Annotated in this window: 23 protein-coding genes; 9 read left to right on the top strand and 14 right to left on the bottom strand. The window is 62.3% G+C overall.

The annotated features are described in order from the left end of the window. The 9 genes from gyrA to dnaA all read right to left on the bottom strand — a co-directional run. Window positions 1-2,484: DNA gyrase subunit A (gene gyrA, locus RHODMAR_RS04225; RefSeq protein ID WP_008711620.1), on the bottom strand; the 2,484-nt coding region annotated here is incomplete at its 3' end. Between the two features lie 68 nt (window positions 2,485-2,552). Continuing rightward, window positions 2,553-4,601, bottom strand: a complete 2,049-nt coding sequence (gyrB, locus tag RHODMAR_RS04220; RefSeq protein WP_008711618.1) for a DNA topoisomerase (ATP-hydrolyzing) subunit B — start codon at window positions 4,599-4,601, stop codon at window positions 2,553-2,555. Between the two features lie 255 nt (window positions 4,602-4,856). Then, entirely contained in the window at window positions 4,857-5,954 is a 1,098-nt protein-coding gene (locus RHODMAR_RS04215) for a PDR/VanB family oxidoreductase (protein WP_051047776.1), read from the bottom strand. Between the two features lie 32 nt (window positions 5,955-5,986). Further along, on the bottom strand, window positions 5,987-6,904 hold the full coding sequence (locus RHODMAR_RS04210) for a metal-dependent hydrolase (RefSeq protein WP_008711614.1): 918 nt from the start codon (window positions 6,902-6,904) through the stop codon (window positions 5,987-5,989). 166 nt (window positions 6,905-7,070) lie between these two features. Then, on the bottom strand, window positions 7,071-7,631 hold the full coding sequence (locus RHODMAR_RS04205) for a DUF721 family protein (RefSeq protein ID WP_008711612.1): 561 nt from the start codon (window positions 7,629-7,631) through the stop codon (window positions 7,071-7,073). Beyond that, window positions 7,628-8,878, bottom strand: coding sequence for a DNA replication/repair protein RecF (recF, locus tag RHODMAR_RS04200; protein WP_008711609.1), 1,251 nt, complete (start codon window positions 8,876-8,878; stop codon window positions 7,628-7,630). The genes RHODMAR_RS04205 and recF overlap by 4 nt, the downstream gene beginning before the upstream one ends. Then, window positions 8,879-9,805, bottom strand: a complete 927-nt coding sequence (gnd, locus tag RHODMAR_RS04195) for a phosphogluconate dehydrogenase (NAD(+)-dependent, decarboxylating) (protein ID WP_008711608.1) — start codon at window positions 9,803-9,805, stop codon at window positions 8,879-8,881. A 66-nt stretch (window positions 9,806-9,871) separates the two neighbouring features. Then, window positions 9,872-11,056, bottom strand: a complete 1,185-nt coding sequence (gene dnaN, locus RHODMAR_RS04190) for a DNA polymerase III subunit beta (RefSeq protein WP_008711606.1) — start codon at window positions 11,054-11,056, stop codon at window positions 9,872-9,874. Window positions 11,057-11,649: 593 nt separating this feature from the next. Beyond that, the gene (gene dnaA, locus RHODMAR_RS04185; protein ID WP_008711604.1) at window positions 11,650-13,206 is read right to left on the bottom strand and encodes a chromosomal replication initiator protein DnaA; all 1,557 of its coding nucleotides are present in this window, start codon (window positions 13,204-13,206) and stop codon (window positions 11,650-11,652) included. Window positions 13,207-13,804: 598 nt separating this feature from the next. On the opposite strand from dnaA, the gene rpmH reads away from it, so the two are divergent. The 9 genes from rpmH (at window position 13,805) to RHODMAR_RS04145 (ending at window position 22,475) form a co-directional block, all read left to right on the top strand. After that, window positions 13,805-13,948, top strand: coding sequence for a 50S ribosomal protein L34 (rpmH, locus tag RHODMAR_RS27405; RefSeq protein WP_026347786.1), 144 nt, complete (start codon window positions 13,805-13,807; stop codon window positions 13,946-13,948). Window positions 13,949-13,975: 27 nt separating this feature from the next. Beyond that, the gene (rnpA, locus tag RHODMAR_RS04180; RefSeq protein ID WP_042937929.1) at window positions 13,976-14,356 is read left to right on the top strand and encodes a ribonuclease P protein component; all 381 of its coding nucleotides are present in this window, start codon (window positions 13,976-13,978) and stop codon (window positions 14,354-14,356) included. Then, entirely contained in the window at window positions 14,353-14,682 is a 330-nt protein-coding gene (gene yidD / locus RHODMAR_RS04175) for a membrane protein insertion efficiency factor YidD (protein ID WP_008711600.1), read from the top strand. The genes rnpA and yidD overlap by 4 nt, the downstream gene beginning before the upstream one ends. Window positions 14,683-14,686: 4 nt before the next feature. Then, window positions 14,687-15,775 carry a membrane protein insertase YidC gene (yidC, locus tag RHODMAR_RS04170; protein ID WP_008711597.1) on the top strand — a complete coding sequence of 363 codons (1,089 nt, stop codon included), beginning with the start codon at window positions 14,687-14,689 and terminating at the stop codon, window positions 15,773-15,775. Window positions 15,776-15,800: 25 nt separating this feature from the next. After that, window positions 15,801-16,523 (top strand): Jag family protein, encoded by a 723-nt coding sequence (locus RHODMAR_RS04165; RefSeq protein WP_008711595.1) that lies wholly within the window; start codon window positions 15,801-15,803, stop codon window positions 16,521-16,523. Window positions 16,524-18,707: 2,184 nt separating this feature from the next. Further along, entirely contained in the window at window positions 18,708-19,385 is a 678-nt protein-coding gene (gene rsmG / locus RHODMAR_RS04160) for a 16S rRNA (guanine(527)-N(7))-methyltransferase RsmG (RefSeq protein ID WP_042937933.1), read from the top strand. Between the two features lie 82 nt (window positions 19,386-19,467). Continuing rightward, window positions 19,468-20,478 carry a ParA family protein gene (locus RHODMAR_RS04155; protein ID WP_008711592.1) on the top strand — a complete coding sequence of 337 codons (1,011 nt, stop codon included), beginning with the start codon at window positions 19,468-19,470 and terminating at the stop codon, window positions 20,476-20,478. A gap of 4 nt (window positions 20,479-20,482) precedes the next feature. Then, window positions 20,483-21,559, top strand: coding sequence for a ParB/RepB/Spo0J family partition protein (locus RHODMAR_RS04150; RefSeq protein ID WP_008711589.1), 1,077 nt, complete (start codon window positions 20,483-20,485; stop codon window positions 21,557-21,559). Between the two features lie 235 nt (window positions 21,560-21,794). Continuing rightward, window positions 21,795-22,475: a hypothetical protein gene (locus tag RHODMAR_RS04145; RefSeq protein WP_008711587.1), complete on the top strand. Its 681-nt coding sequence runs from the start codon at window positions 21,795-21,797 to the stop codon at window positions 22,473-22,475. A gap of 25 nt (window positions 22,476-22,500) precedes the next feature. On the opposite strand, the gene RHODMAR_RS04140 is transcribed toward RHODMAR_RS04145, so the two are convergent. The 5 genes from RHODMAR_RS04140 to sigM form a co-directional block, all read right to left on the bottom strand. Next, a complete protein-coding gene (locus RHODMAR_RS04140; protein WP_008711585.1) occupies window positions 22,501-23,694 on the bottom strand; it encodes an N-acetylmuramoyl-L-alanine amidase in 1,194 nt (397 codons plus the stop codon). A 136-nt stretch (window positions 23,695-23,830) separates the two neighbouring features. After that, a complete protein-coding gene (trxA, locus tag RHODMAR_RS04135) occupies window positions 23,831-24,163 on the bottom strand; it encodes a thioredoxin (RefSeq protein WP_008711582.1) in 333 nt (110 codons plus the stop codon). Window positions 24,164-24,207: 44 nt separating this feature from the next. Beyond that, window positions 24,208-25,197, bottom strand: a complete 990-nt coding sequence (gene trxB, locus RHODMAR_RS04130; protein ID WP_008711580.1) for a thioredoxin-disulfide reductase — start codon at window positions 25,195-25,197, stop codon at window positions 24,208-24,210. Window positions 25,198-25,324: 127 nt separating this feature from the next. Then, entirely contained in the window at window positions 25,325-26,062 is a 738-nt protein-coding gene (locus tag RHODMAR_RS04125) for a hypothetical protein (RefSeq protein WP_051047775.1), read from the bottom strand. Window positions 26,063-26,122: 60 nt separating this feature from the next. Then, window positions 26,123-26,653, bottom strand: coding sequence for an RNA polymerase sigma factor SigM (gene sigM, locus RHODMAR_RS04120; RefSeq protein ID WP_051047773.1), 531 nt, complete (start codon window positions 26,651-26,653; stop codon window positions 26,123-26,125). Between the last annotated feature and the right edge of the window lie 2 nt (window positions 26,654-26,655).

Below are 26,655 nucleotides of genomic sequence, written 5' to 3'. Positions count from 1 at the left end.
ATTGCGCGCGATTGCGAGCAGTGTGTCGCCTTCACCGAGATTCATCAACCGCACGCCCTTGGTCTGTCGGCCGGCTTTCCGAACCTGCTTGGCAGCGGTCCGGATTACGCCACCACTGGACGTGATGGCGTACAGCTCGTCCTCGTCGTCGACGATGAGAGCTCCCACCAGCGTGCCACGCTTGGGGTCGTACTGGATCGTCAGTACTCCCTTTCCGCCGCGGCCCTGCTGCGGGTAGTCCTCCATCGCGGTGCGCTTGGAGTAGCCACCCGACGTCGCGACCAGCAAGAACTTGTTCTCGCTGACGACGTTGAGTGAGAGCAATTCGTCCTCGCCGTTGAATCGCATGCCCTGCACACCGGAGGTGGCGCGGCCCATCGGTCGCAGTACCTCGTCGGTGGCGGAGAACCGGATGGACTGCCCCAGCGCGGAGACGAGCAGCAGATCGTCCTCGTTGCTGCACAAGACCGCACCGACGAGTTCGTCCTCGCCGCGCAGGTTCACGGCAACGATGCCGCCGCTGCGGTTGGAGTCGAAGTCGGTCAGTCGCGACTTCTTGACCAGACCGCCCTTGGTGGCGAGGACCAGGTAAGGAGCGTCCTCGTACGTCTTGATCTGGATGACCTGCGCGATGCGCTCGTCGGGCTGGAACGCGAGCAGGTTGGCGACGTGCTGGCCGCGAGCCGTTCGGTTCGCCTCGGGCAGTTCGTACGCCTTGGCCCGGTAGACGCGGCCCTTGGTGGTGAAGAACAGGATCCAGTCGTGCGTCGAGCAGACGAAGAATTTGCTGACGATGTCGTCCTGCTTGAGCCCCGCACCCATCACGCCCTTGCCGCCGCGCTTCTGCGAGCGGTACAGGTCGGTTCTGGTGCGCTTGGCGTAACCGGTTTCGGTGATCGTGACGACCACGTTCTCCCGGGCGATCAGATCCTCGTCGTTGACGTCACCGTCGGCGGCGATGATGCGGGTACGACGATCGTCACCGAATTTCTCGACGATCTCGGCTAGTTCGTCGCGCACGATCTGCCGTTGCCGCTCCGGCTTGGCCAGGATGTCCTTCAGATCGGCAATCGTAATTTCCAGCTCCGCAAGATCGTCGATGATCTTCTGACGCTCGAGGGCTGCGAGGCGCCGCAGCTGCATGTCGAGGATCGCCTGAGCTTGGATGTCGTCGATATCGAGTAGGTCGATCAAGCCCTGCTTGGCAACTTCTACTGTCTGCGACGCGCGGATCAAGGCAATGACCTCGTCCAGTGCGTCGAGCGCCTTGACGAGTCCACGCAGGATGTGAGCGCGCTCCTCTGCCCTCCGCAGCCGGTACCGCGTGCGTCGAACGATCACGTCGAGTTGATGAGTGACGTAGTACCGGATCATCTGATCCAGTCGCAGTGTGCGCGGCACGCCGTCCACGATCGAGAGCATGTTCGCACCGAAGCTCGTCTGCAGCTGCGAGTGCTTGTAGAGGTTGTTGAGCACCACCTTCGCGACCGCGTCCCGCTTGATCGTGACGACGATGCGCATGCCGACGCGATCGGACGACTCGTCGTCGATCTTGGAGATTCCGGCGAGCTTGCCGTCACGCACCTGCTCGTGAATCGACTGAATCATGTTGTCCGGGTTGACCTGGAACGGCAATTCCGTGATGACGATCGTGGTGCGACCCATCGCATCTTCTTCGATCTCGACGACACCGCGCATGCGGATGGAGCCTCGACCGGTGGCGTATGCGTCCTGGATCCCCTGGCCGCCGACGATGAGCCCGTGGGTGGGGAAGTCAGGGCCCTTGACGCGTTCCATGCAGGCCGCCAGAGTGGCTTCCTCGTCGGCCTCGTGGTTATCGAGAGCCCAGAACACCGCATCGCCGAGTTCACGCAGGTTGTGCGGAGGGATATTGGTGGCCATGCCGACGGCAATGCCGTTGGAACCGTTCATCAACAGGTTGGGCACCCGCGACGGAAGGACCGTCGGCTCTTGGGTTTTGCCGTCGTAGTTGGGGATGAAATCGACGGTTTCCTCGTCGATGTCGCGCAGCATCTCCATCGCGAGCGGGGTCAGGCGCGCCTCGGTGTATCGCATGGCGGCGGCACCGTCGTTGCCGCGCGAACCGAAGTTTCCCTGGCCGTCCACCAGCGGGTACCGCATCGACCACGGCTGGGCCAATCGCACCAGTGCGTCGTAGATCGAGGTGTCGCCGTGGGGATGGTAGTTACCCATCGTTTCGGCAACGGGGCGTGCGGATTTGACGTAACTGCGGTCGGGGCGGAAGCCCGAGTCGTACATCGCGTACAACACACGGCGGTGCACCGGCTTGAGACCGTCGCGGACCTCGGGCAGTGCGCGACCGACGATGACGCTCATGGCGTAATCGATGTAACTGCGCTGCATTTCCTGCTGGATGTCGACCGGATCGATCCGGTCGCCACCCTCGGCATTGGTGGTCGAACCCGGCGGGGGTCCTACCGGCGGTTCGGTGATGTCAGACATACAAATCTCCTCGAGAAACGGTCACCTTCACGCACCGAGAGAACTGGTCATTGCGTGAAGGGAAGTGACTAAACGTCAAGAAAGCGAACATCTTTCGCGTTCCGGGCGATGAAGCTTCGGCGTGCGGATACGTCCTCGCCCATCAGCACGCTGAACAGCTCGTCGGCGGCAGCAGCGTCGTCGAGGGTGATCAGCCGCAGCACACGAACAGACGGATCCATGGTGGTCTCCCACAGTTCCTTGGCGTTCATTTCGCCGAGACCCTTGTAGCGCTGAACGCCGTCTTCGACGTTGATCTTGCGCTTGTTGGCGATGCCGGCTTCCAGCAGTCCGTCGCGCTCACGATCGGAGTACGCGAAATCCGGTTCGCCGCGGCTCCACTTGAGCTTGTACAGCGGCGGCATCGCGAGATACACGTGGCCGTGCTCGATCAGCGGACGCATGAAGCGGAAGAGCAACGTCATCAGCAGTGTCGAGATGTGCTGGCCGTCGACGTCGGCGTCGGCCATCAGCACGATCTTGTGATAGCGAAGTTTGGCGATGTCGAACTCATCGTGGATGCCGGTGCCGAATGCGGTGATGATCGACTGGACTTCGTTGTTCTTCAGCACGCGGTCGATGCGAGCCTTCTCAACGTTGATGATCTTTCCGCGCAACGGCAGGATCGCCTGGAACATCGAGTCGCGACCTGACTTTGCCGAGCCACCTGCGGAGTCGCCCTCCACGATGTAGATCTCTGATTTGCTCGGATCGTTGGACCGACAATCGGCCAGTTTGCCGGGCAGACCACCGATATCGTTCGCGCTCTTCTTCCGAACCAGCTCTCGCGCCTTGCGAGCAGCCAAGCGGGCTTGTGCGGACGAGACGGCCTTGTTGATGATCGTCTTGGCGTCGGCGGGATTGGACTCGAACCAGTGCGAGAGATGCTCGTTGCAGGCCTTGAGAACGAACGACCGAATCTCGGTGTTGCCGAGCTTGGTCTTGGTCTGCCCCTCGAACTGCGGCTCGCCGACCCGCACCGAGATAACGGCGGCCAAGCCCTCGCGGATGTCGTCGCCGGTAAGATTGTCGTCCTTATCTTTGACGAGCTTCTTGTCCTTGGCGTACTTGTTCACGGTGGCCGTCAGCGCGGTACGGAAGCCCTCTTCGTGGGTGCCGCCCTCGTGCGTGTTGATGGTGTTCGCGAACGTGTGCACGGATTCGGAGTAACCGGCGTTCCACTGCATCGCGATTTCGACCTCGTGGCCGACACCCTTGGCGGTGAACCCGACCACGGACTTATGAATTGGGGTCTGGTTCTTTTTGGCGGTGATGTGTTTGACGAAGTCGATCAGACCGTCGGGGTAGTGATAGGTCCGTTTACGTGCCTTTGCCGGCTTCGCTTCGACTGCGTCAGCCTCTTCCTCGGAGGCCGACTTCGGAGCCAAGGCAGTCTCGCCGAGTTCGTCCTCGGTAACCGCCGCGACGGCTACTCGCTCGTCGGTGAAGTTGATGGTCAGTCCCTTGTTCAGGAACGCCATCTCCTGCAGGCGACGGTGAACGGTCTCGAAGCTGTAATCCAAGGTCTCGAAAATCTTGCCGTCGGCCCAGAACCGCACCGTGGTGCCGGTGTCCTTGGTATCGCCGACGGTCTCGAGCGGTCCCGGCTTGGCGTAGTCGTACGTCTGCGTGTATCGATGACCGTCACGCGCGATCTGCAGTTCGACCTTGGTCGAGAGTGCGTTCACCACGGAGATGCCGACACCGTGCAGGCCGCCGGAGACCGCGTAGGAGTCCGAGTCGAACTTTCCGCCTGCGTGCAGCTGGGTCATGACGACCTCGACGGTGGGAACGCCGGACGAGTGCATGGCGACGGGAATTCCTCGACCGTCGTCCTTGACCTCGACGCTCCCGTCCTCGTGGATGGTGACATCCACGGTGGAGGCGTAGCCGGCCATGGCCTCGTCGACGGAGTTGTCGACGACCTCCCAGATCAGGTGGTGCAGGCCTCGCTCACCGGTGGAACCGATGTACATACCGGGCCGCTTACGAACTGCTTCCAGTCCCTCGAGGACCGTGATGGACGAAGCGCCGTAATCCTTGCTGTTCTCGTTGTTACCTGACTTCTGGGCAGCCACGGTTAGCTGGTTCTCCTTCTACGCGTCCACTACCCCGCTCACACCCCTGAAGGTGCTACCGCAGGAGCAGGCACAGTCCAATCGACCGCGCCCGGGTCCATGCGTTTGTTCCGGGCTTCTCTCGTACCGGTCCATAGTACTGGTTGCCCGCGACAGCATGGGCACGATGACACCCCTAAAAGGCCCCTGATTGCGCCGCAGACGCATTTTCGCGATGTCCGACGACAAATATGAAGGGTAAAACCCGCCACTCGGCTAGAGATCGAGCACGATCCGTTCGCCTTCGGAGCGGGAGACACAGATGAGCATCTCGCGACGCTTTTCCTCGGCAGTGAGTCGATTCTCCCGATGCTGCGGTGTTCCGCTGAGCACTCGAACCCGACAGGTTCCACAGAAACCCTGTTGGCAGGAGTACGCGACGTCGGGTCTCAGACGCCGAATGGCATGCAGCGCAGTCTCGTCCGGACCGACGGTGATGATGTCACCGGAGTCGACGAGCTGCACCTCGAATTCCCGACCGTTCTTGACCGGTGGTGGCGAGAAGCGCTCGAAGTGCAGATGCGTTGCCGGAAGCGAATCGAACGACGCTCGGACCAGGTCGATCATCGGCGGTGGTCCGCACACGTAGACCGAACCGCCGGGCGCGGCGGCACCGAGAAGATCCATGCTCGACGGCATGCCGTCCACATCGTCTGTCCGCACCGTCACGCGATCGGGCTCCCAGCCCGCGATTTCGTCGAGGAACGGCATGGACTCGCGGGACCGGCCGCAGTAGACCAGATGCCACTGCATCCCCGTTTCGCGGGCGCGGCGCACCATCGAGATGATGGCGGTGATCCCGATTCCGCCGGCCACGAACACCGCGTGTTCGGACGGCACGAAAGGAAAACCGTTGCGCGGACCACGAATTGCGACCTCGGCCCCGATCGGCAGGTTGTGCATCTCCGGTGATCCGCCGCCACCGTCCGGCACCAGACGCACCGCGATCGAATACGTGTCGGCATCGGGAGGGCCGCACAACGAGTACTGGCGGCGACGTCCGGACGGCAGATAGAAATCCAGATGCATGCCCGGTGCCCACGCCGGAAGTACCGAACCGTCGGCGGCAGCGAAGGTCAGTTGCACAACGTCCTCGTCGGCACACAGCACCTCTCGGGACACCAGAGTCGATGCATGAGTGTGCACGACGGGAGGCGCCGCGAACGAGGCGTCGTAGTCGTCACCGTCGAGGAGCGCGAACCACTTGTCGAGCGCATCGGTCACCAGTGACACCGTCTGATCCGGCTCGTCGCGACCGTACAGATTCTTGGGAATGGTGCGCCCGACGCGAAACGACTCCACCATCTGTGCCATTGCGCCGAGCTTGCTCCGCAACGTGCGTTTGGTCATCGATCGGCGGACCGAGCTGCCGGGGACGTGGCCAGATACCGGACTGCCTGTTCCGTCGACCCTTCCTGGGAGGGGTGGTATGTGCTCTTGAAGTAGCGCAACGAGGCCTTCGTCATCGACATCGGGGTCGGGAAGAGACCGGACTTGGCGACCTTGCGAAACTCCCGGAACGACGGTGTGCGCCGCTTCGGTGGGAGGTGAGCCAGTGACGGATCGTGAGTCATGAGGTAGCGAACACCACGCGTCCAGAACCAGACGAGGGTGGGCGCGATGACGACGTAGGTACGGATCCGGCGGGCCGGGCGCACATCGAAGTACCGCATCACCTCGTAGGCCACCGACCGATGCTCGACCTCTTCGGCACCGTGCCACCGCAGCAGATCCAACATGATGGGATCGATGTCCGCTTCGTCCAACTCCGATGCGTTCAGAACCCAGTCACCCAGGAATGCGGTCAGATGTTCGGCTGCGGCTATCAGAGCGAGTCGTTCGACCAGACTGTTCTGACCGTGACCCGATCTGTTGCCGAGGGCCCGGCCGAAGAGAAATTTCATCTGATCGACGTACGGATCCACGTCGATACCGTGTGCCCGGAGCTGATCGTGAACCTCGGTGTGCGCTTGCGCATGCATGGCTTCCTGGCCGATGAAGCCGATGACATCATCGCGCAACTGTTCGTCGTGGATCAGCGGCAACGCTTCCTTGAACGTCCGCACGAACCACTCCTCGCCCTCGGGAAGGAGCAGGTGCATCACGTTGATCAGGTGCGTCGCGAGCGGATTGCCGTCCATGTAGTGCAACGGCAGCGAGGTCCAGTCGAACTCGACGTTGCGAGCATGCAGAACGACTCTGTCCTCGGGAGTCCCGTCTACGTCGACGGCGGCTGTCGATGGCTTCTTCGTAGGTGCAGACACAACTTCTCCTCGTCCGATGGTTACACGGAACTGGCTCTCGGTCCCCGACCGTTACGTGTCTGCAATCACGCTACGCACATATACCATGTCACAGCAACACTGGCCCCAACAGCTGTTGAGGATCGTCCGGACCAGCGCATTCGACGATACCTGTTGGTACCTCTCACTATCCGTACGTATCCCGCGGACCCCGTCCTCGAACGTGACGTTCACCCTTCCTCCAACTCTGGGTCGTCGGTCCGGTGATGCGAAGGGATGTCACGACGCCATGACCGACCGCTGCGGCGATCTTGGCGAGAATCTGAGACTGCATCAGTCTCAGCTGTGTCGCCCATGCGGTGGACTCGGCAGAAATGCTCAACACCCCGTCCTTGAGACCGGTGGGCTCCGCATGCGCCGAGATGTCCTCCCCCACGACACTGGACCAGCGACCCAGTACTGCACCCTCCGAGACCTTGGCCGACCATCCACGCTTGGACGCGATCGAATTGGCCAGAGCGCCGAAGGCCTGCGGATCCCGGTCGTCGGGACCGGCACCCGACCAACCCCGTCGACGACGCCCCCTCAGTGCACGAACTCCTCCGGTCGGCGACGACCGTCCCTGTCCCACCGACTTGCCACTGGCCTTGGCCGCGGCGCGCGCATCCTCGAGAGCTCGCCGCGCGAGATCGACACCCTTCAATTCCGGTGTCTCTGCGGGCTCTGCCGGCTCGATCTCGTCGTTCACCGAGCATCACTTTCGGACACTGCGATCTCGGCGGAATTCGACAGATCGGTGATCTGCGAGATACGACCTGCTGCACCGGAATCCGAGTTCTGACGGGCCTCGACTCCGTACCGACGGGCGTCGAGTTCGGGCGGTACGTCCTCCGGTACCGCAGCGGTGATGAGAACCTGCTCTGCACCGGCGGCAACCGTGGCCAACGCAGCACGCCTCTTGCGATCGAGTTCTGCGAACACGTCATCGAGCATCAGCACCGGGTCCGTGCCGTCCTCACGCAACAGGGCGAACGACCCGAGCCGGAGTGACAGGGCATACGACCACGATTCACCATGACTGGCAAAACCTTTGGTCGGTTGATCGCCGAGCATCAACTCCAGATCGTCTCGATGTGGGCCCACCAGACACACTCCACGCTCGATCTCGCGCTGTCGCATCACCGAAAGCTGATGTAGGAAAGCAGCTTCCAGAACCTCGACGTCATCGGGCTCGGGCGTACGATCTGCGTCCGAGAACTCCGGCGGCAGCGCCTCGGCGAGACTGCAGCGATAGGCGAGAGCTGCCAATCGAGATTCCGGAGCGATCGAGCTGTATGCCTGTTGCACGAAAGGCAGCAGCTCGTGAACCAAACCTATTCTGGCGGTGAGCAATCGAGCTCCATGTGCTGCGAGGTGTCCATCCCACACATCGAGCGTGGCGAGGGCACTGGCACCGTCTCCCGACGACGCGCCTCGACGCAACGATCCACTCGCCGTCTTGAGCAATGCCGATCGCTGCCGGAGAACTTTGTCGTAATCGGCGCGGACAGTGGCCATCCGAGGAATTCGGGTGGTGAGCAGTTCATCCAGATACCGTCGACGCTCGCTGGGATCCCCACGCACCAACGACAGATCCTCGGGAGCGAACAACACGCTCTGCAGCACACCCAGGATCTCACGCGGTCGCCGTACCGGTGAGCGATTCATCCGGGCCTTGTTTGCTTTGCCCTCGAGCAGTTCCACGTCGATGATCAGCTCGCGACCGTGGTTGACCACGGCGCTGCCGACCAACGCCGTGGACGCGCCCGCCCGGATCATCGGCGCGTCCGTCGAGACACGATGCGAGGACAGCGTCGACAGATAGTTCAACGATTCGAGCAGATTGGTCTTGCCGTGTCCGTTCGGTCCGACGAACACGGTCGAACCCGGTCCCAGGTCGACTGTGACGTCGTCCCAGGATCGGAAATTGTGCAGCTGCAGAGACCGGACGAACACTTACTCGGTGTGCTTCGGCGCGGGCGCGCGGAGGGTCTCGTCCCCATCGGCCTTCTTCACCGCATGCCCACCGAACTGATTTCGCAACGCGGACACGGCCTTCATTGCAGGCGAATCCTCTTGACGGGAAGCAAATCTCGCGAACAATGCCGCCGAGATAACCGGAGCGGGTACGGCATGCCGAATGGCTTCCTCTACCGTCCAGCGGCCCTCACCGGAGTCTTCGGTGTATCCGGAGATTTCGCTGAATTCGGGATCCTCGCCGAGCGCTTCGACCAGGAGATCGAGCAGCCACGACCGCACGACGGTTCCCTTGCTCCAGGCTCGCAGCACTCCCTGCACGTCCTGCACCAGCTCTTCGGCCTCGAGGATCTCGTATCCCTCGGCGTATGCCTGCATCAATCCGTACTCGATGCCGTTGTGCACCATCTTCGAGTAGTGGCCGGCGCCGACCGGTCCCGCGTGCACGAAACCGTCCGCGCGCTCGCCCTCCGGACGCAAGGCATCGAAGATCGGCATCGCACGGGCGACATGGTCTTCCTGGCCACCCACCATCAGGCCGTAACCGTTCTTCAAACCCCAGACGCCCCCGGACACACCGGCGTCGATGTAGCCGATTCCCTTGGCGTCCAACAGCTCTGCGTTGGGCTTGTCGTCGGTGAATCGCGAGTTGCCACCATCGATCACCAGATCACCGGGTTCGAGTACATCAGCGAGCCCTACTACGGTGTCGCGAGTGATCTGGCCGGACGGAACCATCACCCACACCACGCGAGGCGCCGTGAGGGCCTCGGCCAAACCGGTGAGCGACGGAGTGTCCGTCACCTCGGGGCGTGGGTCGTAGCCGATGACTTCGTGACCGTGGTCGCGCAGTCTCTCGCGCATGTTGAAGCCCATTTTTCCGAGACCGACCAAGCCCAGCTGCATGATGAGGCGTCCTTGTCTGTAGTCAGGTGTGGAGTTCCCGCAGGGTCAACAGTAACCAGGAAACGATCAGCCCGGCAGCCTGACCGGCATCAGCAGGTACGTGTATTCCGACTGCGGCGCCGCGAACTTGCCTGATTCGTCTGCTACGAGCTCCTCGTCCGAGGTCGGACGCAACACCGCGGGCCGGCTCGGAGTCGTGAAGCCGAAGGTGACCTTGTCGCTGTGCAGCGACGACAGTCCATCGATGAGGTAGCCCGGATTGAAGGCAATTGTCAGTGCTTCACCCTGGAAGTCGGCAGGCAGTGCCTCCTCGGCGCGACCTGCATCGTCCCCGCCTGCGGAAAGCAGGACGCCCTCGGAGTTGAACTCGAGGCGGACCTGCGCGCCACGCTCGGCCACGAGTGCCACACGCTTGATCGCTTCGACCAGTGATGCAATTTCGAGGGTCGCCACCGCGGTGTGCTCGGCCGGCAACAGCTGACGAAACTTGGGGAACTCCGCGTCGAGGAGCCGCGTCGTCGTTCGGCGCCCATCGCTGACGATGCCGAGCAAACCGTCGCTACCGATGGAGGAACCCGAACCCAAGGCCAATTCGACGGGCGAGCCGGCATTGCCGCCCAGAGTCTTCGCAGACTCGGACAGGGTCTTGGCCGGGATGAGCACCGCAGTGGTGGTGTCGGCGCCGGCGGGCGTCCAGTCCACCTGACGAACGGCCAAACGAAAACGATCGGTGGCCGCGAGCACGACATTGGTGCCGTCGATCTCGACGCGAATACCGGTCAGCATCGGAAGGGTGTCGTCCTTGCCCGCGGCGATGGCCACCTGCGCGATGGCCTCCGAGAACACGTCCCCGGCCAACGATCCGGTCTGGCTGGGCAACTCGGGAAGCTGCGGGTAGTCCTCCACCGGCATCGTGGGCAGCGAGAATTTGGCGCTACCGCAGTTGATCAGAACACGGGTTCCGTCGACCGTGACGTCGACCGGCTTGTTCGGCAGAGACTTGGTGATATCGGCAAGGAGCTTGCCCGACACCAGAACTCGGCCCGCGGTGGCGACCTCGGCAGACACTTTGACCTGAGCGGAGACCTCGTAGTCGAATCCGGAGACCGTCAGGCCCTGCTCGTCGGCGGCGAGAAGAACTCCACCGAGGACAGGGACGGGCGGACGGGACGGCAGGCTACGGGCCACCCACGCGACGGAATCGGAAAAATCTTCACGAGCAACGCGAAACTTCAAACTTCCAAGCTCCATCGCTCGGCATTTCCTCTCGTTCGGCGGCGTTCGTCTTCACGGACCGGAGCCGCAACCTCGATCGTTGCGGCTCGAACCGATGCAACGACGAGTCTGGCACATCCAGCGCAAGCACACCGTATGCCCTCGGCAGCGAAGTTGAAAGCTCGGGCACGGGCTCGGTCATCCCAGCGATCGTGCAATTCCACGATCGCGGAGCGCCTGTGAACGGATCGTTCCCCAACACCTGTTTTCAAAGAAGTTCTTTCAAGGAGAAAACAGAAGTATTAATAGGTCCTGTGGAATCTGTGCACGGACCATTCGAGCCGCTGGTGGCCGAGCGTGGTGTCGTGGGGATGAACTCGGGACCAATATGCGGCTGCCGCTCGGTTGCTTGTGGACGAATCACATCGGTGCACAGGCGCCCACATTCCATCCCCAGAACTTCGATGTTGTCCACATGGTTATCCACAGGTGTGAATCAACGGTGGGTACGTTGAAAATTCATGCGAATCCGAGCAAAAATCGGTCGGGCGAGTGCCGAAACGGACGACGGCACCGAACCCGCAATGGGATTCGGTGCCGTGTCGGCGTGCATGGTGTGCCGGCCGGTTCTAGCGCTTCGAGCGTTGCTTTATCCGCGCGGTGAGCTCTTGAACCTGGTCGTAGACCTTGCGACGCTCCGTCATCTCCTTGCGGATCTTCTTGTCCGCGTACATCACCGTCGTGTGATCGCGACCGAACGTCTGGCCGATCTTGGGCAACGACAGATCGGTCAGCTCGCGGCAGAGATACATCGCGATCTGTCTGGCCATGGCCAGCGCCCTGGCCTTTCCGGGACCGCACAGGTCCTCGATGGAGGTGTTGAAGTACTCCGCGGTGACGGCCATGATCGTGGCCGCATTGATATCGAGACTCGACGAATCGGGAATGAGATCGCGCAGTACGACCTCCGCCAGGGTGAGGTCCAGTGCTTGTCCGTTGAGTGATGCGAATGCTGTCACGCGGATCAGGGCGCCCTCGAGCTCGCGGATATTGCGTTCGATGCGGCTGGCGATCAGTTCGAGTACGTCATGGGGTACATCGAGTCGGTCCATTCGAGCCTTCTTGCTCAGAATGGCAATACGCGTCTCGAGTTCGGGTGGCTGCACGTCGGTGATCAGGCCCCACTCGAAGCGGGTACGGAGTCGCTCCTCCAGGGTCGCCAGTTGCTTCGGCGGCCGGTCGGACGAGACGACGATCTGCTTGTTGGCGTTGTGCAGGGTATTGAAGGTGTGGAAGAACTCCTCCTGGATGCCTTCCTTGCCCTCGATGAACTGGATGTCGTCGACGAGCAACACGTCGGTTTCGCGGTAGCGGCGCTTGAAGGCCACCTTGCGGTCGTCACGAAGACTGTTGATGAAGTCGTTCGTGAATTCCTCGGTGGAGACGTATTTGACCCGCATCCCCGGGAACAGACGCTGTGCATAGTGTCCGGCGGCGTGCAGCAGGTGAGTCTTGCCCAGTCCCGACGCCCCCCACACGAACAGTGGGTTGTATGCGCGAGCGGGTGCTTCGGCAATGGCGACCGCGGCAGCGTGAGCGAACCGGTTGGAGGCACCGATGACGAACGTATCGAAGGTGTACTTCGAGTTCAGACTGTTCGCGCCCGACGACGGGGGCGCCGACTCGGGTGGTTTGGTGAAGTACGTCGGCCACGAGTTCTGCACGCTGGCCAGTGCCTCGCGTTCGTCGTCGACTTCCTCGTAGTCGGCGGTCTCGGAGTCCGACGGTTCGTCGTTCCGGCTGGTCAGGACGCGGCGCCGGTACGTGGGCGAGCTGACTGCGTCGGGGTAGGACGACCGCTCGGAGTCGATCTTCTCGTCCTCGGGAGCGGAGATGCGGACACCGAGGCCCTCGACACCCTGTCCGAGGTGTCGCCCGAGAGCTCCGAGGATCGGCTCTCGGAGGTCTCGTTCTATGGCTTCTTGAGCGAAGGTCGACGGTACCGCCAGCAGGGCGAAGCCCTGTGTCAATGTCAGCGGTTCGACCAGGGCGAGCCATGCCTTCTGGCCCTTGGTCAGCGGCGACCCACTGTGTCGGTCGGATGTGAGCTCCGCGACCACCTCGGGCCAGATGCGGGTGAGCGCATCCGGATCGTCGTTCACGTCGATCCCTCCGTTGTCGAGCATGTCTCTCGTGCGGGTTCGGCGCATCAATCTCACGCGCCGCTTTCCACCCGCGCGGCAGCGTCGTCGGATAACGTCGTCGATCGTGCGTCGCCGCGGCCGAGAATCGGGGTCCGTGAGTGGACCCCGCAAGGTACGAATATGCCACCTGAACTGTGTTTCCACACAATTATCCACAGGTGTGGATAAACGACACCGATGTGACGCCGGATCGTTGTTCGGCTCGTGCTATCGCGCTCTCGCGAGTCTGACCTGCACGGATGGCCATTGTCTGTCGTGTGATCGAACGAATTGTCTCGTTGTAGGCGGCTCGTCGTGATCGATTCCACGTCGTGAACGGGCTCGGGACGGAGGAATCGGTGCAGCCTGTGCATAACCGGCGCCAGCGATCGGTGCGGAGCGAGTTTGACCACCGGTGACTCGATCAGTACTCTCGAACAGTCACCCAATAGCGAGGTGGCCGATGCTTGCTGGCTGCTTACAGTCTGTCTTCACTCGGATTTCTCGCTCGGGAGGCTAGCGGCTTCATCCGAAGTCGCTGAAGAACCTTTCCAGCAGGCGCCGACCGATCGGCGTCTTCGAATCTCGAGGAGTGTTGACCGTGGCCAAGGGCAAGCGGACGTTCCAGCCGAACAATCGCCGCCGCGCGCGCGTTCATGGCTTCCGTCTTCGTATGCGTACCCGTGCGGGTCGTGCAATCGTTTCCGCACGTCGCGGCAAGGGCCGCAAAGAACTCACAGCCTGATACTTCGTCCGAAGCTTGGAGCTCGGGATGCTTCCTGAGCCGAATCGACTGCACCGAGCACGTGATTTCTCCGTGGCGGTGCGTCGAGGACGCCGAATGGGTAGATCGAATCTGGTCGTTCACGCTCTCGAGCGTGACGAGCAGGCCATCGCATCGACCGTTCGGGGACCACGATTCGGACTGATCGTCAGCAAGGCAGTCGGGCCGGCCGTAACTCGTCACAGAGTTGCGCGCCGGCTTCGGCATATCTGTAGCGACGTCCTCGGTGAGCTCCCCGAGAACACCGACGTGGTGATTCGTGCTCTTCCGGGTGCCGCGTCCGCGTCGTCGGCAGAGTTACTCGTTCAATTGCGTTCAGGAATGAAGAAGCTCGGTCTTCTCGAAGCTCCGAAGGGTCCGCCATCATGACATTCATGGGCAGCCTTCGTTCCATCCCTGCGCGCACGCTCGTCTATTTCATCGGCTTGTACCGAACATATGTGTCCCCGATGAGACCTCCCACCTGTCGCTTCTCCCCTACCTGCAGTGAATACGCCATCGAGGCTCTCCAGGCACACGGGATGATGAAGGGCACGTTGCTGGCAGTCGTCCGTCTCCTCAAATGTGCTCCCTGGCACTCTGGAGGATGGGACCCGGTGCCCGAACCCGGCAAGTGGCGCGCGACCGTCACCGAGCCGACCGAAACCGAAGAACACCACGATCTTCTGCGAGTGGAAGAACAGAGGAGTACATAGAGCCGTGCTCGACTTCATTTACTACCCGGTTGCCTGGATTCTCTGGGTGTGGCACAAGGTGTTCGGCTTTGTGTTCCAGGATCCCAGCAATGGCTTCGCCTGGGCGCTGTCCGTCGTTTTCCTCGTCTTCACCCTCCGTTTGATTCTGTACAAGCCCTTCGTCAAGCAGGTGCGTACCACTCGGCAGATGCAGGAGTTGCAGCCGCAGATCAAGGCACTGCAGAAGAAGTACGGCAAAGACAAGCAAAAGATGGCCGTCGAGATGCAGAAGCTGCAGAAGGAACACGGCTTCAATCCGCTGATGGGCTGCCTTCCGGTGCTGGCTCAGGCACCGGTCTTCATCGGCTTGTTTCACGTCCTACGCTCGTTCAACCGGACCGGCACCGGTGTCGGTCAGCTGGGATTGAGCCCGGAGGAGAACCGGCTGCTGTCGAACTATGCGTTCGACGTGGCGGACGTGCAGTCGTTCTTGGATGCCCGCTTGTTCGGCGCGCCCATCTCCGCGTGGATCACCATGCCCCAGCAGCAGTTGGACGCCTTCGCGGTGGGTCCTGGTGCGTCCATTCCGTCCACGTGGGTCATCGCTGCGGTGTCCATTCCGTTGATGATCATCGCGGCCATCATGACGCACCTGAACTCGCGTGCGTCCGTGGCACGGCAGAGCGCGGCGGCAGCGGCAAATCCGCAGTCCGCAATCATGAACAAACTCGCGCTGTATGTGTTCCCGCTCGGCGTTCTGGTGTTCGGTGCACTTCTCCCGATCGCAATCCTGCTGTACTGGGTCAGCAACAACACGTGGACGTACGCCCAGCAGCATCTGGTGTTCGGAAAGATCGACAAGGAAGAAGCAGCCAAAGCAGCTGCTGTGGTGGAGAAGCGCTCCGAGAACGCGCCGAAGCCCGGCGTGAAGCCGGTGTCGACCACCAAGCCGAAGCCCGGTGCTCGTCCCAAGCTGTCGAAGATGACACCGACGGCCGATGATTCGATGGCAGCCGGAGACGACACGTCGGGTACGACCACCGGTGCCGCATCCCCGATCAAGCCGAGACCGCAGGCGAACCGGAACAAGTCGACCAAGCGCAAGCGGCGCTGACCGACACGTCGAGAGAAGGACGATCATGGCAGCGGGCGTAGAAGAAGTTCAGAACGACGAAACGCAGAACACAGACGGTGCGGTTTCCGGGGATGGAGCGAATGACGTGATGGTCGAGGCCGATCAGCTCAGTGCGGTCGATACAGATGCGGACGAGAGTCCTGCGGCCGAGGACACAGCCGGGGATGCTGCCGCAGACTCCACGGTCGAGAAGAAGGCCGGCACAGACGTATCGGAGGGCTCCTCTGACGCTGACGATGACGATGATGATGACGACGACGACGACGAGGACTATCTGGTCGAGGAAGGCGAGATTGCCGGTGATTACCTCGAGCAGCTCCTCGACGTTCTCGACTTCGACGGAGACATCGATCTGGATGTCGAGGGTGATCGGGCCATCGTCAGCATCGATGGCGGAGATGATCTCGCCAAACTCGTCGGCCGCAAGGGCGAGGTTCTCGACGCTCTCCAGGAATTGACGCGCCTGGCTGTTCAGCAGTCGACGGGTGAGCGCAGCAAGCTGATGCTCGACGTCGCCGGCTGGCGTGCGAAGCGGCGAGGCGAACTCGGCAACCTCGGGGCCGAAGCAGCGCGTCGCGTGCTCGATTCCGGCGAGCGCGAAGAGCTGACTCCGATGACGCCGTTCGAGCGCAAGATCGTGCACGACGCGGTCGCCAAGATCGACGGCGTTGCCAGCGAGAGCACCGGCGTCGAACCGTCTCGACGGGTTGTTGTCGTCAAGGCATAGCAGAACGTCGCAATCGGTGGCCCCCACTTCGGTGGGGGCCATCGTCGTATTCGAACACCGATGATGGGTGCCGGACGTCTCCGAATTGCATCGATGTCATTCAATTCGGGCGAATGTAGCCTCACCCACGAGTAGTGGACGCTTTCGTCACTGTGACGGCAAGGAGTTGTGCAAGGGCGACCGTGATGGGGTGCGATATGGGTGACGGTTTCACGTGAAACATGGCCACGAACTCGAGCGGTGACTCTGACCCGTCTCTCGGTGCGTCGAAGGCACGGTCTATTTCGCGGCAGGGACATCGACTGTAGATCTGACTCTTCGCGATGGGTCTTCGTCGGTAGGTTGCGCGATTCCGTACCAACGACGCATCATCCGATCCCCTGGGCCTGCTGTGGAACGTGTCTTCTACCGATGCAGGCGGACTGCCCGAAACGTGACGGCGTTCGCGATGCGGGTGCGGCGATCCGGATGTCGGGACTGTCGATGTGTGGCAATGGTTGCACTCGAAGTTTTCAGGAACCGGTGAATGCCCTCCATATAGATGACTGGGGTCTTCGTGTACCTCCGTCGGGAGTGGTCGGGATTTCGCGGTGGACGCGGTAGCAATTGGTGCGTCCTGCTTTGCTCCGGCTGGCGCCGGTCCCCCGACGTCGTTTCACGTGAAACATCGCCACGGAAAACGAGTGCCGTCGACGCGGACTGATGTTGGGAATGATCAGTGCGTTCTCAGCTGCCGGATATGTGGTGCGTGGATGTGTCGACTCTGATTGTGGCTGCCATCGAGGAGACCGGTGGAGTTCGTGGTGTCGACCCATCATCGGGACATCCTGCGGGGACGAACTACCTGCCCGATAGTTGGCAACGCGGCAGCGGTTTGGACCAGTGGACTGCGAGACCCGACTCGGTCGCACAGTCCGGGATAGACCGTCCGGTGCCGAGCTATCCCGACCGATGTTTCACGTGAAACCGGGCGGACTGCGAGTGCTGGCACCGGACGCCTTCGCCGGCGAGCGCAACCGGCCCCCCGCGGGCCTGAGTTGGATGTTCTCGAGTTGGATGATCCTGCGGTTTGAGTGAGGTCTCGTCGTAGCCGGGTTGATCGAGGTGTCGCGTCGAGTACACATGGCTGGCGTCGATGCACCCAGTGCGCGTCATGGATGGGTAATGCGCGCTCCGGAGTACTACGTTGTTGCCCCGCTCCCCGCGGGAGTGTTCTGCAATGTGCATACGTCCACCGGCGACGCGATGGTGCCGAGTTCGAGCCCGCCCAACGGGAGTCGAGGTGATCCGAAGAACCCTCGGAAGGTCATCGGTGGACTTCGACGGCATTCCTGTGGTTATGCGTCTTCTGCGCGCGAATCGTCCCGGTGCTGTGTCCCCTGCTTCTGGTGCCCGGGGGTTCTCCGTCCGATGTTGGTCGGCTCCTCTCTCACTGATCCGAGCGACTGTGGCGGTGCCCGGGCCGGGGAAGGGTGCCGAGCCCGGCACTGTCGTGTGCCGTGAAGTCGGGCAGCACGACAAGGCGGTACTGCCGACGTCAGCGCACAGAGGCAGGCACGTCCCGCCGGATCCGAGGTGTGACAAGTACGAGCCTGCATGGACGGAGGCGTCAGTGTGGCCTCGAACTATCGAGCAGTGGCCGCCGAGCCCAGCGGGGTCCGAGGTTGGTGAGCAGTTGTCGGTCTCGTGGTGGTCGGCTGGACGATTTCGCGATCGTCGATACTTGCGCGATTGTCGATACTTTGGCGATTGTCGATACGAGAGGTTGGATTCTCGGCTGTTGGAATATGGGCACGCTCGGCGAGCTGTGTGACTGGGTGGGGAGTCGGTGCCGAGTCGGTCGTGTCGGTGTACCGATGGACGATGGCGGATCGACGTCGGGCTGGGCGCGCCGCGGTTCGCCGTGGATGGGTAGAACCATCTCCGAGGGTCACCAAGGTGACATCACGAATCGTCGCGGGTATGGGGCAACGAAGCCTAGGGGCGTATCGAGAACGAGACCGTCCGGATACCGGGCCGTGAGCCGATCGCACGAGTCGCCGCGTGGATCGACCGGTGATCGATCGCCTCGAGGTCTACCGGTTCGGCTTGGGCCTTCCAGAAGCTGCGGTATCCGGTCAATTTCCGCGCAGAATCCGTACTTACAGCGTTGTCGTTTGGCGATCCAAGCCCGCGCACGGGAAGATGTTTCACGTGGAACAAGAACGCTCGGATAGCAACCAGCTGATGGCCTTCGCAGAGCAGGTTTTCGGAGATCGGCTCGAGCTGGCTCGGAAGTATCACGACTCGTTGGCTACGGCCGGCGTCGAGCGTGGCCTCATCGGGCCACGCGAAGTGCCGCGGCTGTGGGAGCGTCACATTCTCAACTGCGCGGCAATCGGCGAACTCATCGATGAGGGTGAGACCGTCGTGGACATCGGCAGCGGGGCCGGGCTGCCGGGGATTCCTTTGGCGATTGCTCGTCCGGATCTGCGCGTGACGCTCGTCGAGCCGCTTCTTCGACGAACCGTGTATCTGGCCGAGTTCATCGATGAACACGAACTGAACGTGTTGGTCGTTCGCGGTCGCGCGGAACAGCCTGGGGTCAAGAAGGAAGCGGGGGGTGCCGATGTGGTGACCTCGAGGGCGGTGGCACCGCTGGAGAAGCTCGCCAAGTGGTCACTTCCCCTCGTCCACGAGAACGGCCGCATGCTTGCTCTGAAGGGATCCAGTGCCGGCGAAGAGATCGAACGAGACCGGGCTTCCCTCACCCGGATGGGTGCTGGCAAGCTGGAGGTAGTGGAGTGCGGAGTGGGTCTGTTGCCTACTCCCACCATCGTCGTCCGAGCGGTGCGTCAGCCTCGGAGACTGAGTCGTCACTGAGTGTCGATCGTGGGCTCGTGGGTCCCGCGCTCGTTCCTATCGATCGTATTGAACACAATCAGTTCCGCACTAAGGAGCACATATGTCGGGTGGGTCCGATCGCGCTGTTTCACGTGAAACAGCGTCCAAGAAGAACGCGTCGAATGACTCCGGGAGCAAGTCGGAGGTGAAGTCCAGTTCCGGATTCGAGTACACCAACGCGATCTCCCCGAACGACACTCCGATCGGCGCAGCGGCCCATCGAGCCAGTCAGGTGCTACATCCGGGATCGGTGTCGCTCCCGAAGCCGGCGCAGCGTCGCATGCTGACCATCGCCAACCAGAAGGGCGGAGTCGGCAAGACCACCACCGCCGTCAACCTGGCCGCCGCACTCGCACTGCAGGGCCTGACGGTTCTGGTGGTCGATTTGGACCCCCAGGGCAACGCCAGCACTGCGTTGGGCGTCGAGCATCACTCCGGTGTGCCATCGAGTTACGAGGTCCTCATCGGCGAGGTGAGCGCCAAGGATGCGGTGCAGCAGAGTCCTCACAGTGAGAGGCTGTTCTGTATCCCGGCAACCATCGATCTTGCAGGAGCCGAGATCGAGCTGGTGTCGATGGTCGCTCGGGAAGGGCGCCTCAAGACAGCCCTGTCGGTAGAGGAGCTCGCTGGAATCGACGCAGATTTCATCCTCATCGACTGCCCACCGTCACTCGGGCTGTTGACGGTCAACGCGCTCGTCGCAGCGACCGAGGTGCTCATTCCGATTCAGTGCGAGTACTACGCACTCGAAGGTGTGGGACAGCTCCTGCGCAATATCGAGCTGGTGCAGTCGCACCTGAATCCCGAACTGCACGTGTCCACGGTGATCCTGACGATGTACGACGGTCGGACGAAACTGGCGGATCAGGTAGCGGAGGAGGTCCGCAAGCACTTCGGAGATGCCGTTCTGCGGGCGGTCATTCCCCGAAGTGTCAAAGTGTCCGAGGCACCCGGCTACGGAATGACGGTGCTCGATTACGACCCCGGTTCACGAGGCGCCATGAGCTACCTGGACGCCGGACGAGAACTCGCCGCCCGTTCGGCCGGCATCGAAGAAGCACGGAAGAAGTAACCAGATGAGTCAAACGCGAAAAGGTGGCCTGGGTCGTGGTCTGGCCTCGCTCATACCCACCGGACCCGACGCCGGACCCCGCCTCGGCAAAGCGGCAGCGGACGTCATCATCGGTGCCGACCGCAATGCGCAGGATCGACCGGATACGTCGACCAAGCCGAAGCCAACCGCGTCGGCCGATGATGCAACCGAGATCGCTACGGCACCCACCCCGACCCCTCCGGTACTCAGTGGAGAGGACCTCTCCCCCGTCGGCGCCGTGTATCGCGAGATCGCGCCGGACCGGATCGAAGCGAATCCGAAGCAGCCGAGACACGTCTTCGACGATGAATCACTCGCCGAACTGGTGCACTCGATCCGCGAATTCGGGCTCATGCAGCCCATCGTCGTCCGTCTCGTATCGGGTTCCGCGGCCGCCGGAGATGCGAAATATCAGTTGGTCATGGGCGAGCGTCGGTGGCGCGCCAGCCAGGAAGCGGGCCTCGAGACGATCCCCGCGATCGTTCGAGAGACCGCAGACGACGCCATGCTGCGCGATGCATTGCTCGAGAACATCCACCGGGTGCAGCTCAATCCGCTCGAAGAGGCAGCCGCATATCAGCAACTGCTCGAAGAGTTCGACGTCACGCACGAGGAGTTGGCCGCGAAAATCGGTCGATCGCGTCCGGTCGTCACCAACATGATTCGGTTGTTGAAGCTGCCGATTCCGGTGCAGCGACGAGTGGCAGCAGGAGTTCTCTCGGCCGGGCACGCTCGCGCGCTGCTGTCGTTGGATGCCGGGTCGGATGCGCAGGAGACGTTGGCTGCGCGCATCGTCGCAGAAGGTCTGTCCGTCCGTGCGACCGAAGAGGCCGTCACCCTCACCAATAGGGAGGACGGAAACACTCCGGAACCGGCAGCCCGGCGTAAGCCGATTCAAATGCCGGGTCTTCAAGACGTCGCAGATCGGCTGTCGGATTCCTTCGATACGCGAGTCACGGTCAGTCTGGGTAAGCGAAAAGGCAAGATCGTGGTCGAATTCGGGTCGGTCGACGACCTCGAAAGGATCGTCGAGATGATGGAAGCACAGAAGAAAAAGTAGCCGCGTTTTTTCAGGACCAGCTATACGCGGTCGAAACGTCACTGTGACGTAACTCCCCGGTGAACGGTCCGAAAAGTCGCGTTTCGGCTCGAAATATGTTGCCATGCACCGTATTTCAGTCGGAGGGTCCGCCCGGTGGGTTGGGCGATGGAGTCGCCTATCCTTGTCGAGGAGAGTATCGGCTCCGATAGAGAATTCTCGCGTTGGAACGAGTGCACGAAGGCTGAGGTAAGCGGTGTCGGCGATGGTGAACGGAGTGACGCTCGGTTCGTTCGAACATCTGCCCGCGCACTCGCGGCGGTGCAGCTTCTGGGTACTCGATCCGGCATCCGAGAATACGTCGGTCGATCTCGAATTCGAGAACGAAGTGTGGTTGTCGACCATCATGCTCGAGTGGGGATCGTGCGGGCAGCTGTTGTCGGCCGACGGCAAGACGATCGGGTGCGCGCTCTATTGCCCACCTCGTGCCGTCCCTCGGGCGTCGACGTTCCCCACATCGCCCGTCAGTCATGACGCAGTTCTCCTGACCCAATTACGGATCGATTCGCCCGACGATGCCGATGCCCACTCGGCCACCTTGATTCAGGCGGTGGTCGGAGATCTCGTCAATCGCGGTGTGCGCGCACTGGAGGCCTTCGGTATTCGGCACAACGCCGACGACGCGGCACCGGTGGTTCCCAATGCCACGGCCCATCTGACGTGTTCGGCGTCGACGTGCATGATCGAAGCGGACTTTCTCGAGAAGGTCGGCTTCGAAGTTATTGCACCTCACCACAGATTCCCGAGACTGCGGCTCGAACTGGATCGCGATCACGGTTGGAAACAGGACGTCGAATCTGCACTCGAGCAGTTGATCGTTGCGGCCAGTATCTCCGTAGTCGACATCGAACAGAAGTCGACCGTCGGTGCCCGCTGACAGCCGGCCGGCACCGCGCCCTGGTTCAGGGGCGGTCGGCGGCGGCGAGTTCCTCGGCGAGTAGTTCGGCGAAGGTGAAGGTGCCGGTCGGCTGGTCGTCCTGACCCAGGAGGTACAGACGCTTGACGGCGATCAGGATTGCCTCGGCGATGATGTCGCGGAACCGCGGGTCGCTCAGTACCTCGACGTCGGATTCGTTGGTGAGGTATCCGAGGTCGATCTGAATGGTCGGCATGTTGGTCAGGCGCAACAGGTCCCAGGTTCGCCCATGACTACGGCAGTCGAGAAGCGGTGTACGCGCGACAATTTCGCGCTGCACATAGCTGGTGAGAACCTGGCCGATCATGGAGGTGGAACCGTGCGAGTTACCGAAATGGAAGCTGGCGACGCCGTTGGCCACCGGGCTGGTGCTCGATGCGCACCGCAGCGAGATCATCAGATCGGCACCCCACGCGTTTGCCGTCTCGGCGCGATCGGCCACGGAGGGATTGGTGCCGCGGGCACGGGAGAGGAACGTCTCCATTCCGGTCGCAGCCATCCGTCCCTCGAGACGGCTCGCCATGTCCCACAAGATCTCTGATTCGGACACTCGCCCGAGTGCTCCGTCGACGATGCGTCCGGTGTCGGCACCGCCGAGGTCAGGATCGATGACGATGCGCTTGCCGGTCAGTTGTGGTCCGGACTTGCGGACGAGCTCTTCCTCGCTCATGGCATGCGGTGAACCACCGGTGACACGCGTTCCGAGCAGATCGAGAGAACGCAGCGTCGCAGGGCCGCAAATACCGTCCGGGGACAGGCCGATCTCACGCTGGAACGAGGACAGGCCCTCGTGGGTCCGGGGACCGAAGAAGCCGTCGACACGTTCGCTGTAGAAACCGAGGTCCTGCAGTCGCGTCTGCAGGGAGGCGACATCGTCTCCGTACAGCGGTGCGGACAGTTGGTAGATGAGGGTTCGCGCACCGAGGTGGTACGACGCCTCTTTCAATGCGCGATAGGTGGCCGGGCCGACTACACCGTCGACCAACAAACCACGGTGCTGCTGGAAGGCTCGCACGGCCCCGCCGAGGGCACCGTCGAAGACGGAACCGGGGGCGGTCCAGTGACCGTCGTCCATCGGGCCGGGTGGAACAACGGCTTCATGCAGAAAGCCGAGTGCCGAGAGAGTCCCGCGGACCTCGGCGACGGCGGGTCCGGAATCGCCGTGACTGAGTTCCTGCATCCTCGACGCGCCTCTCGATCGTTCTGACTGCACCGCACCCTGATGCGGCTGATGTGCCGACGCCGTGCGTCGGCACATCAGATGATTGTCGCAGAAAGACTGCCTTCCGCTGCAATCCACATGCTGTTCAGGTGAATCAGATAACGCCTTCGAGGTCCTTGAGCAGCGCGGCCTTGCCTTTGGCGCCGACGATTTGCTTCACCGGCTTGCCACCCTGGAACAGGATGAGCGTCGGAATCGACATGACCTTGAAGTCGCGAGCCGCCTGCGGATTCGCGTCGATGTCGAGCTTGGCGATCGTCAGCTTGTCCTTGTGTTCGGCGGCGATCTCCTCGAGAACCGGGGCGACCATCTTGCACGGGCCACACCAGGTTGCCCAGAAGTCGACCAGGACCGGCTTCTCGCTCGTCAGTACATCGTCGACGAACGATGCATCGGTGATGGTGACTGTGCTCTTGTCGTCGGACATTTCTATCTCCTCGATGTGTGAAGCTGTGTGTGAAAGCGGACTGGTCAGGCGTTGACGGCGTCGACCGGCTGGTCGGCGTTGTCGAGCGTGTTGCTGGTGATGTCACCCTGCTCGGCAAGCCACCGCTCGGCGTCGATCGACGCGGTGCAACCCGTACCGGCAGCGGTGATGGCCTGCTGATAGACGTGGTCGACGAGGTCTCCCGCAGCGAACACTCCCTCGATCGAGGTGGCCGAGGTCGGCGAGGAGACCACGACGTAACCGGCGTCATCGAGGTCGACCTGGCCCTTGACCAGTTCGTTGCGGGGATCGTGGCCGATAGCGACGAACATTCCGGTCACGTCCAGAGTCGACTTCTCCCCGGTCTCCGCGTGCTCGAGCGAGATGCCGGTGACACTGGTCTCGCCCAGGACTTCGAGAACCTTGGTGTCGGTGAGGAATCGGATCTTGTCGTTGTTCTTGGCGCGCTCGAGCATGATGCGCGACGCCCGGAACTCGCTGCGGCGGTGCACGATCGTGACACTGCGGGCGAATCGGGTGAGGAAGGTTGCCTCCTCCATCGCCGAGTCGCCACCGCCGATGACGGCGATGTCCTGATCACGGAAGAAGAAGCCGTCACAGGTGGCACAGGCGCTGACGCCGCGTCCGAGTAGCTTCTCCTCTCCCGGAATGGACAGGTAGCGGGCCGCTGCGCCCATCGCGAGGATGATGGCGCGGGCCTGGTAGGTCTCGCCGCCTGCGGAGACGGTCTTGATCGGGCCGGTGAGCTCGAGCTCTTCGACGTCTTCGGTGCGGATGTCGGCGCCGAATCGTTTCGCCTGCTCGCGCATCTGCTCCATCAGATCGGGGCCCATGATGCCTTCGCGGAACCCGGGGAAGTTCTCGACCTCGGTTGTCGTCATGAGCGCACCGCCGAACTGCGTTCCCTCGAACAGGATCGGTTCCAGTTCTGCGCGGGCTGCGTAGACACCGGCGGTATAGCCGGCCGGTCCCGAACCGACGATGATGAGATCGTGAACCTTGGGGGTACTCAATGCAGACCTTCCGATCTTGTGCGGCGTGTACTTGTCGCCGACAAGCCGAGTGCACATTGCACGAGCCGGTCGACGTACATCTGATCAACACCACCCTAGAGGCAGTTGTTCCCCGGTGAGAGGTGTGTCAGCCGATATCGCGCCGTGTCAGTACGTCCGGGTTGGCGTCGCCGCAGTCGTTCCCGACCGCCAGGGCGATGAGCTGGGCAGGTCGCGCGCCGGCAAGCACGAGCAGGGTTCCGTCCCGGCCGTCGACCCGGACCTGACTCGAACCGAGAACCGAGGTCGCAGGGTCGACGTCGTTGGCCGCCAGGCACGCCGTCAGATCGGCTGGATCCGAGAGGGCACCGGGATCACGCTTGCCGATGATGCTGAACGCGAAACTCGAGTCGAGGTGCGCCGAATCGAGCATCAGTGACCCGTCAGGAGACTGCGAAGGTTCGGCGGCAATGGAGTCCGGTGTGTCCGAGGTGTTCCATATCGCTGTGCCGGCGACAGTTCCGCCGACGAGAAGTACTGCGGCAGCTGCACTTCCGAGCAAAAGGCGCTGCCTCCGCGATCGGAGCGGCACGACGACGGAATCGCTGGTCGGCCGATCGGACTGCTCTATGGCATGGATCGTGTGCTCGATCTGTTGGGCGACCTCGGGCGGAATCGGCAACGTGCCGTTCGGGTCCTCGCCCACTTCGTGCAATCGAGACGACACGGCGTCGAGACCGGCCATCACTCGCATCGACTCCTCGTCGAGACGAACAAGAGGCCACAGCCGTCTGCTGACGTCCTCGGGAAGCGCATCGGCATGCAGTTCGGCAAGCAGCTCCGGCGAGAACGGGGCGTCGGGCAGAGCGTCGGTACTCGACGACACGATTGCGCCTCCCTTCACCGAATCTGCTTTTCTCTCTCACACGGTATAGACGCGAGAGATCTAGATTCGGTTCCCTGCGTCTTTCAAGTACTCGAGCTGAGTCGACAGCTTGAGGCGCCCGCGCGCGCATCGACTCTTGACGGTACCGGTGGGAACGCCGAGCAACTGGGCGGCATCTGCCACCGAGTACCCCTCCATGTCCACGATGACGACGGCCGCCCGCTGATCGGGAGGCAGCGTCATCAGAGCCTGACGAACCAGAATGCTGGTCTCGGTCTCGGAGATGTGATCTCTGGGAGATGCAGGCTCGTGACTTTCGTTCTCGCTCAACGGAACCGAAGGCCGCGCCTTGTTGCGGCGGATACGGTCGAGGCAGGCGTTGACGACGATCTTGTGCAACCAACTGCGAACGGCAGCGTCGGCGCGAAACGACCCGGCCGTGCGATGCGCGGAGAGCAGAGCCTCCTGCAGAGCGTCGGAGGCGTCCTCGGGCGTGTAGCTCGTGCGGCGAGCGGTGAGCCACAGATGTTCGTGGTGGCGGTAGATCAATGTTGCGAATGCGTTCGGCTCCCCGGCCGCATGAGCAGCCAGCA

This window comes from Rhodococcus sp. AW25M09 (assembly GCF_000333955.1).
GTDB lineage: Bacteria > Actinomycetota > Actinomycetes > Mycobacteriales > Mycobacteriaceae > Rhodococcoides.
The sequence above is the reverse complement of the archived record's forward strand: the minus strand, read 5'-3'. Positions and strand labels throughout refer to the sequence as shown.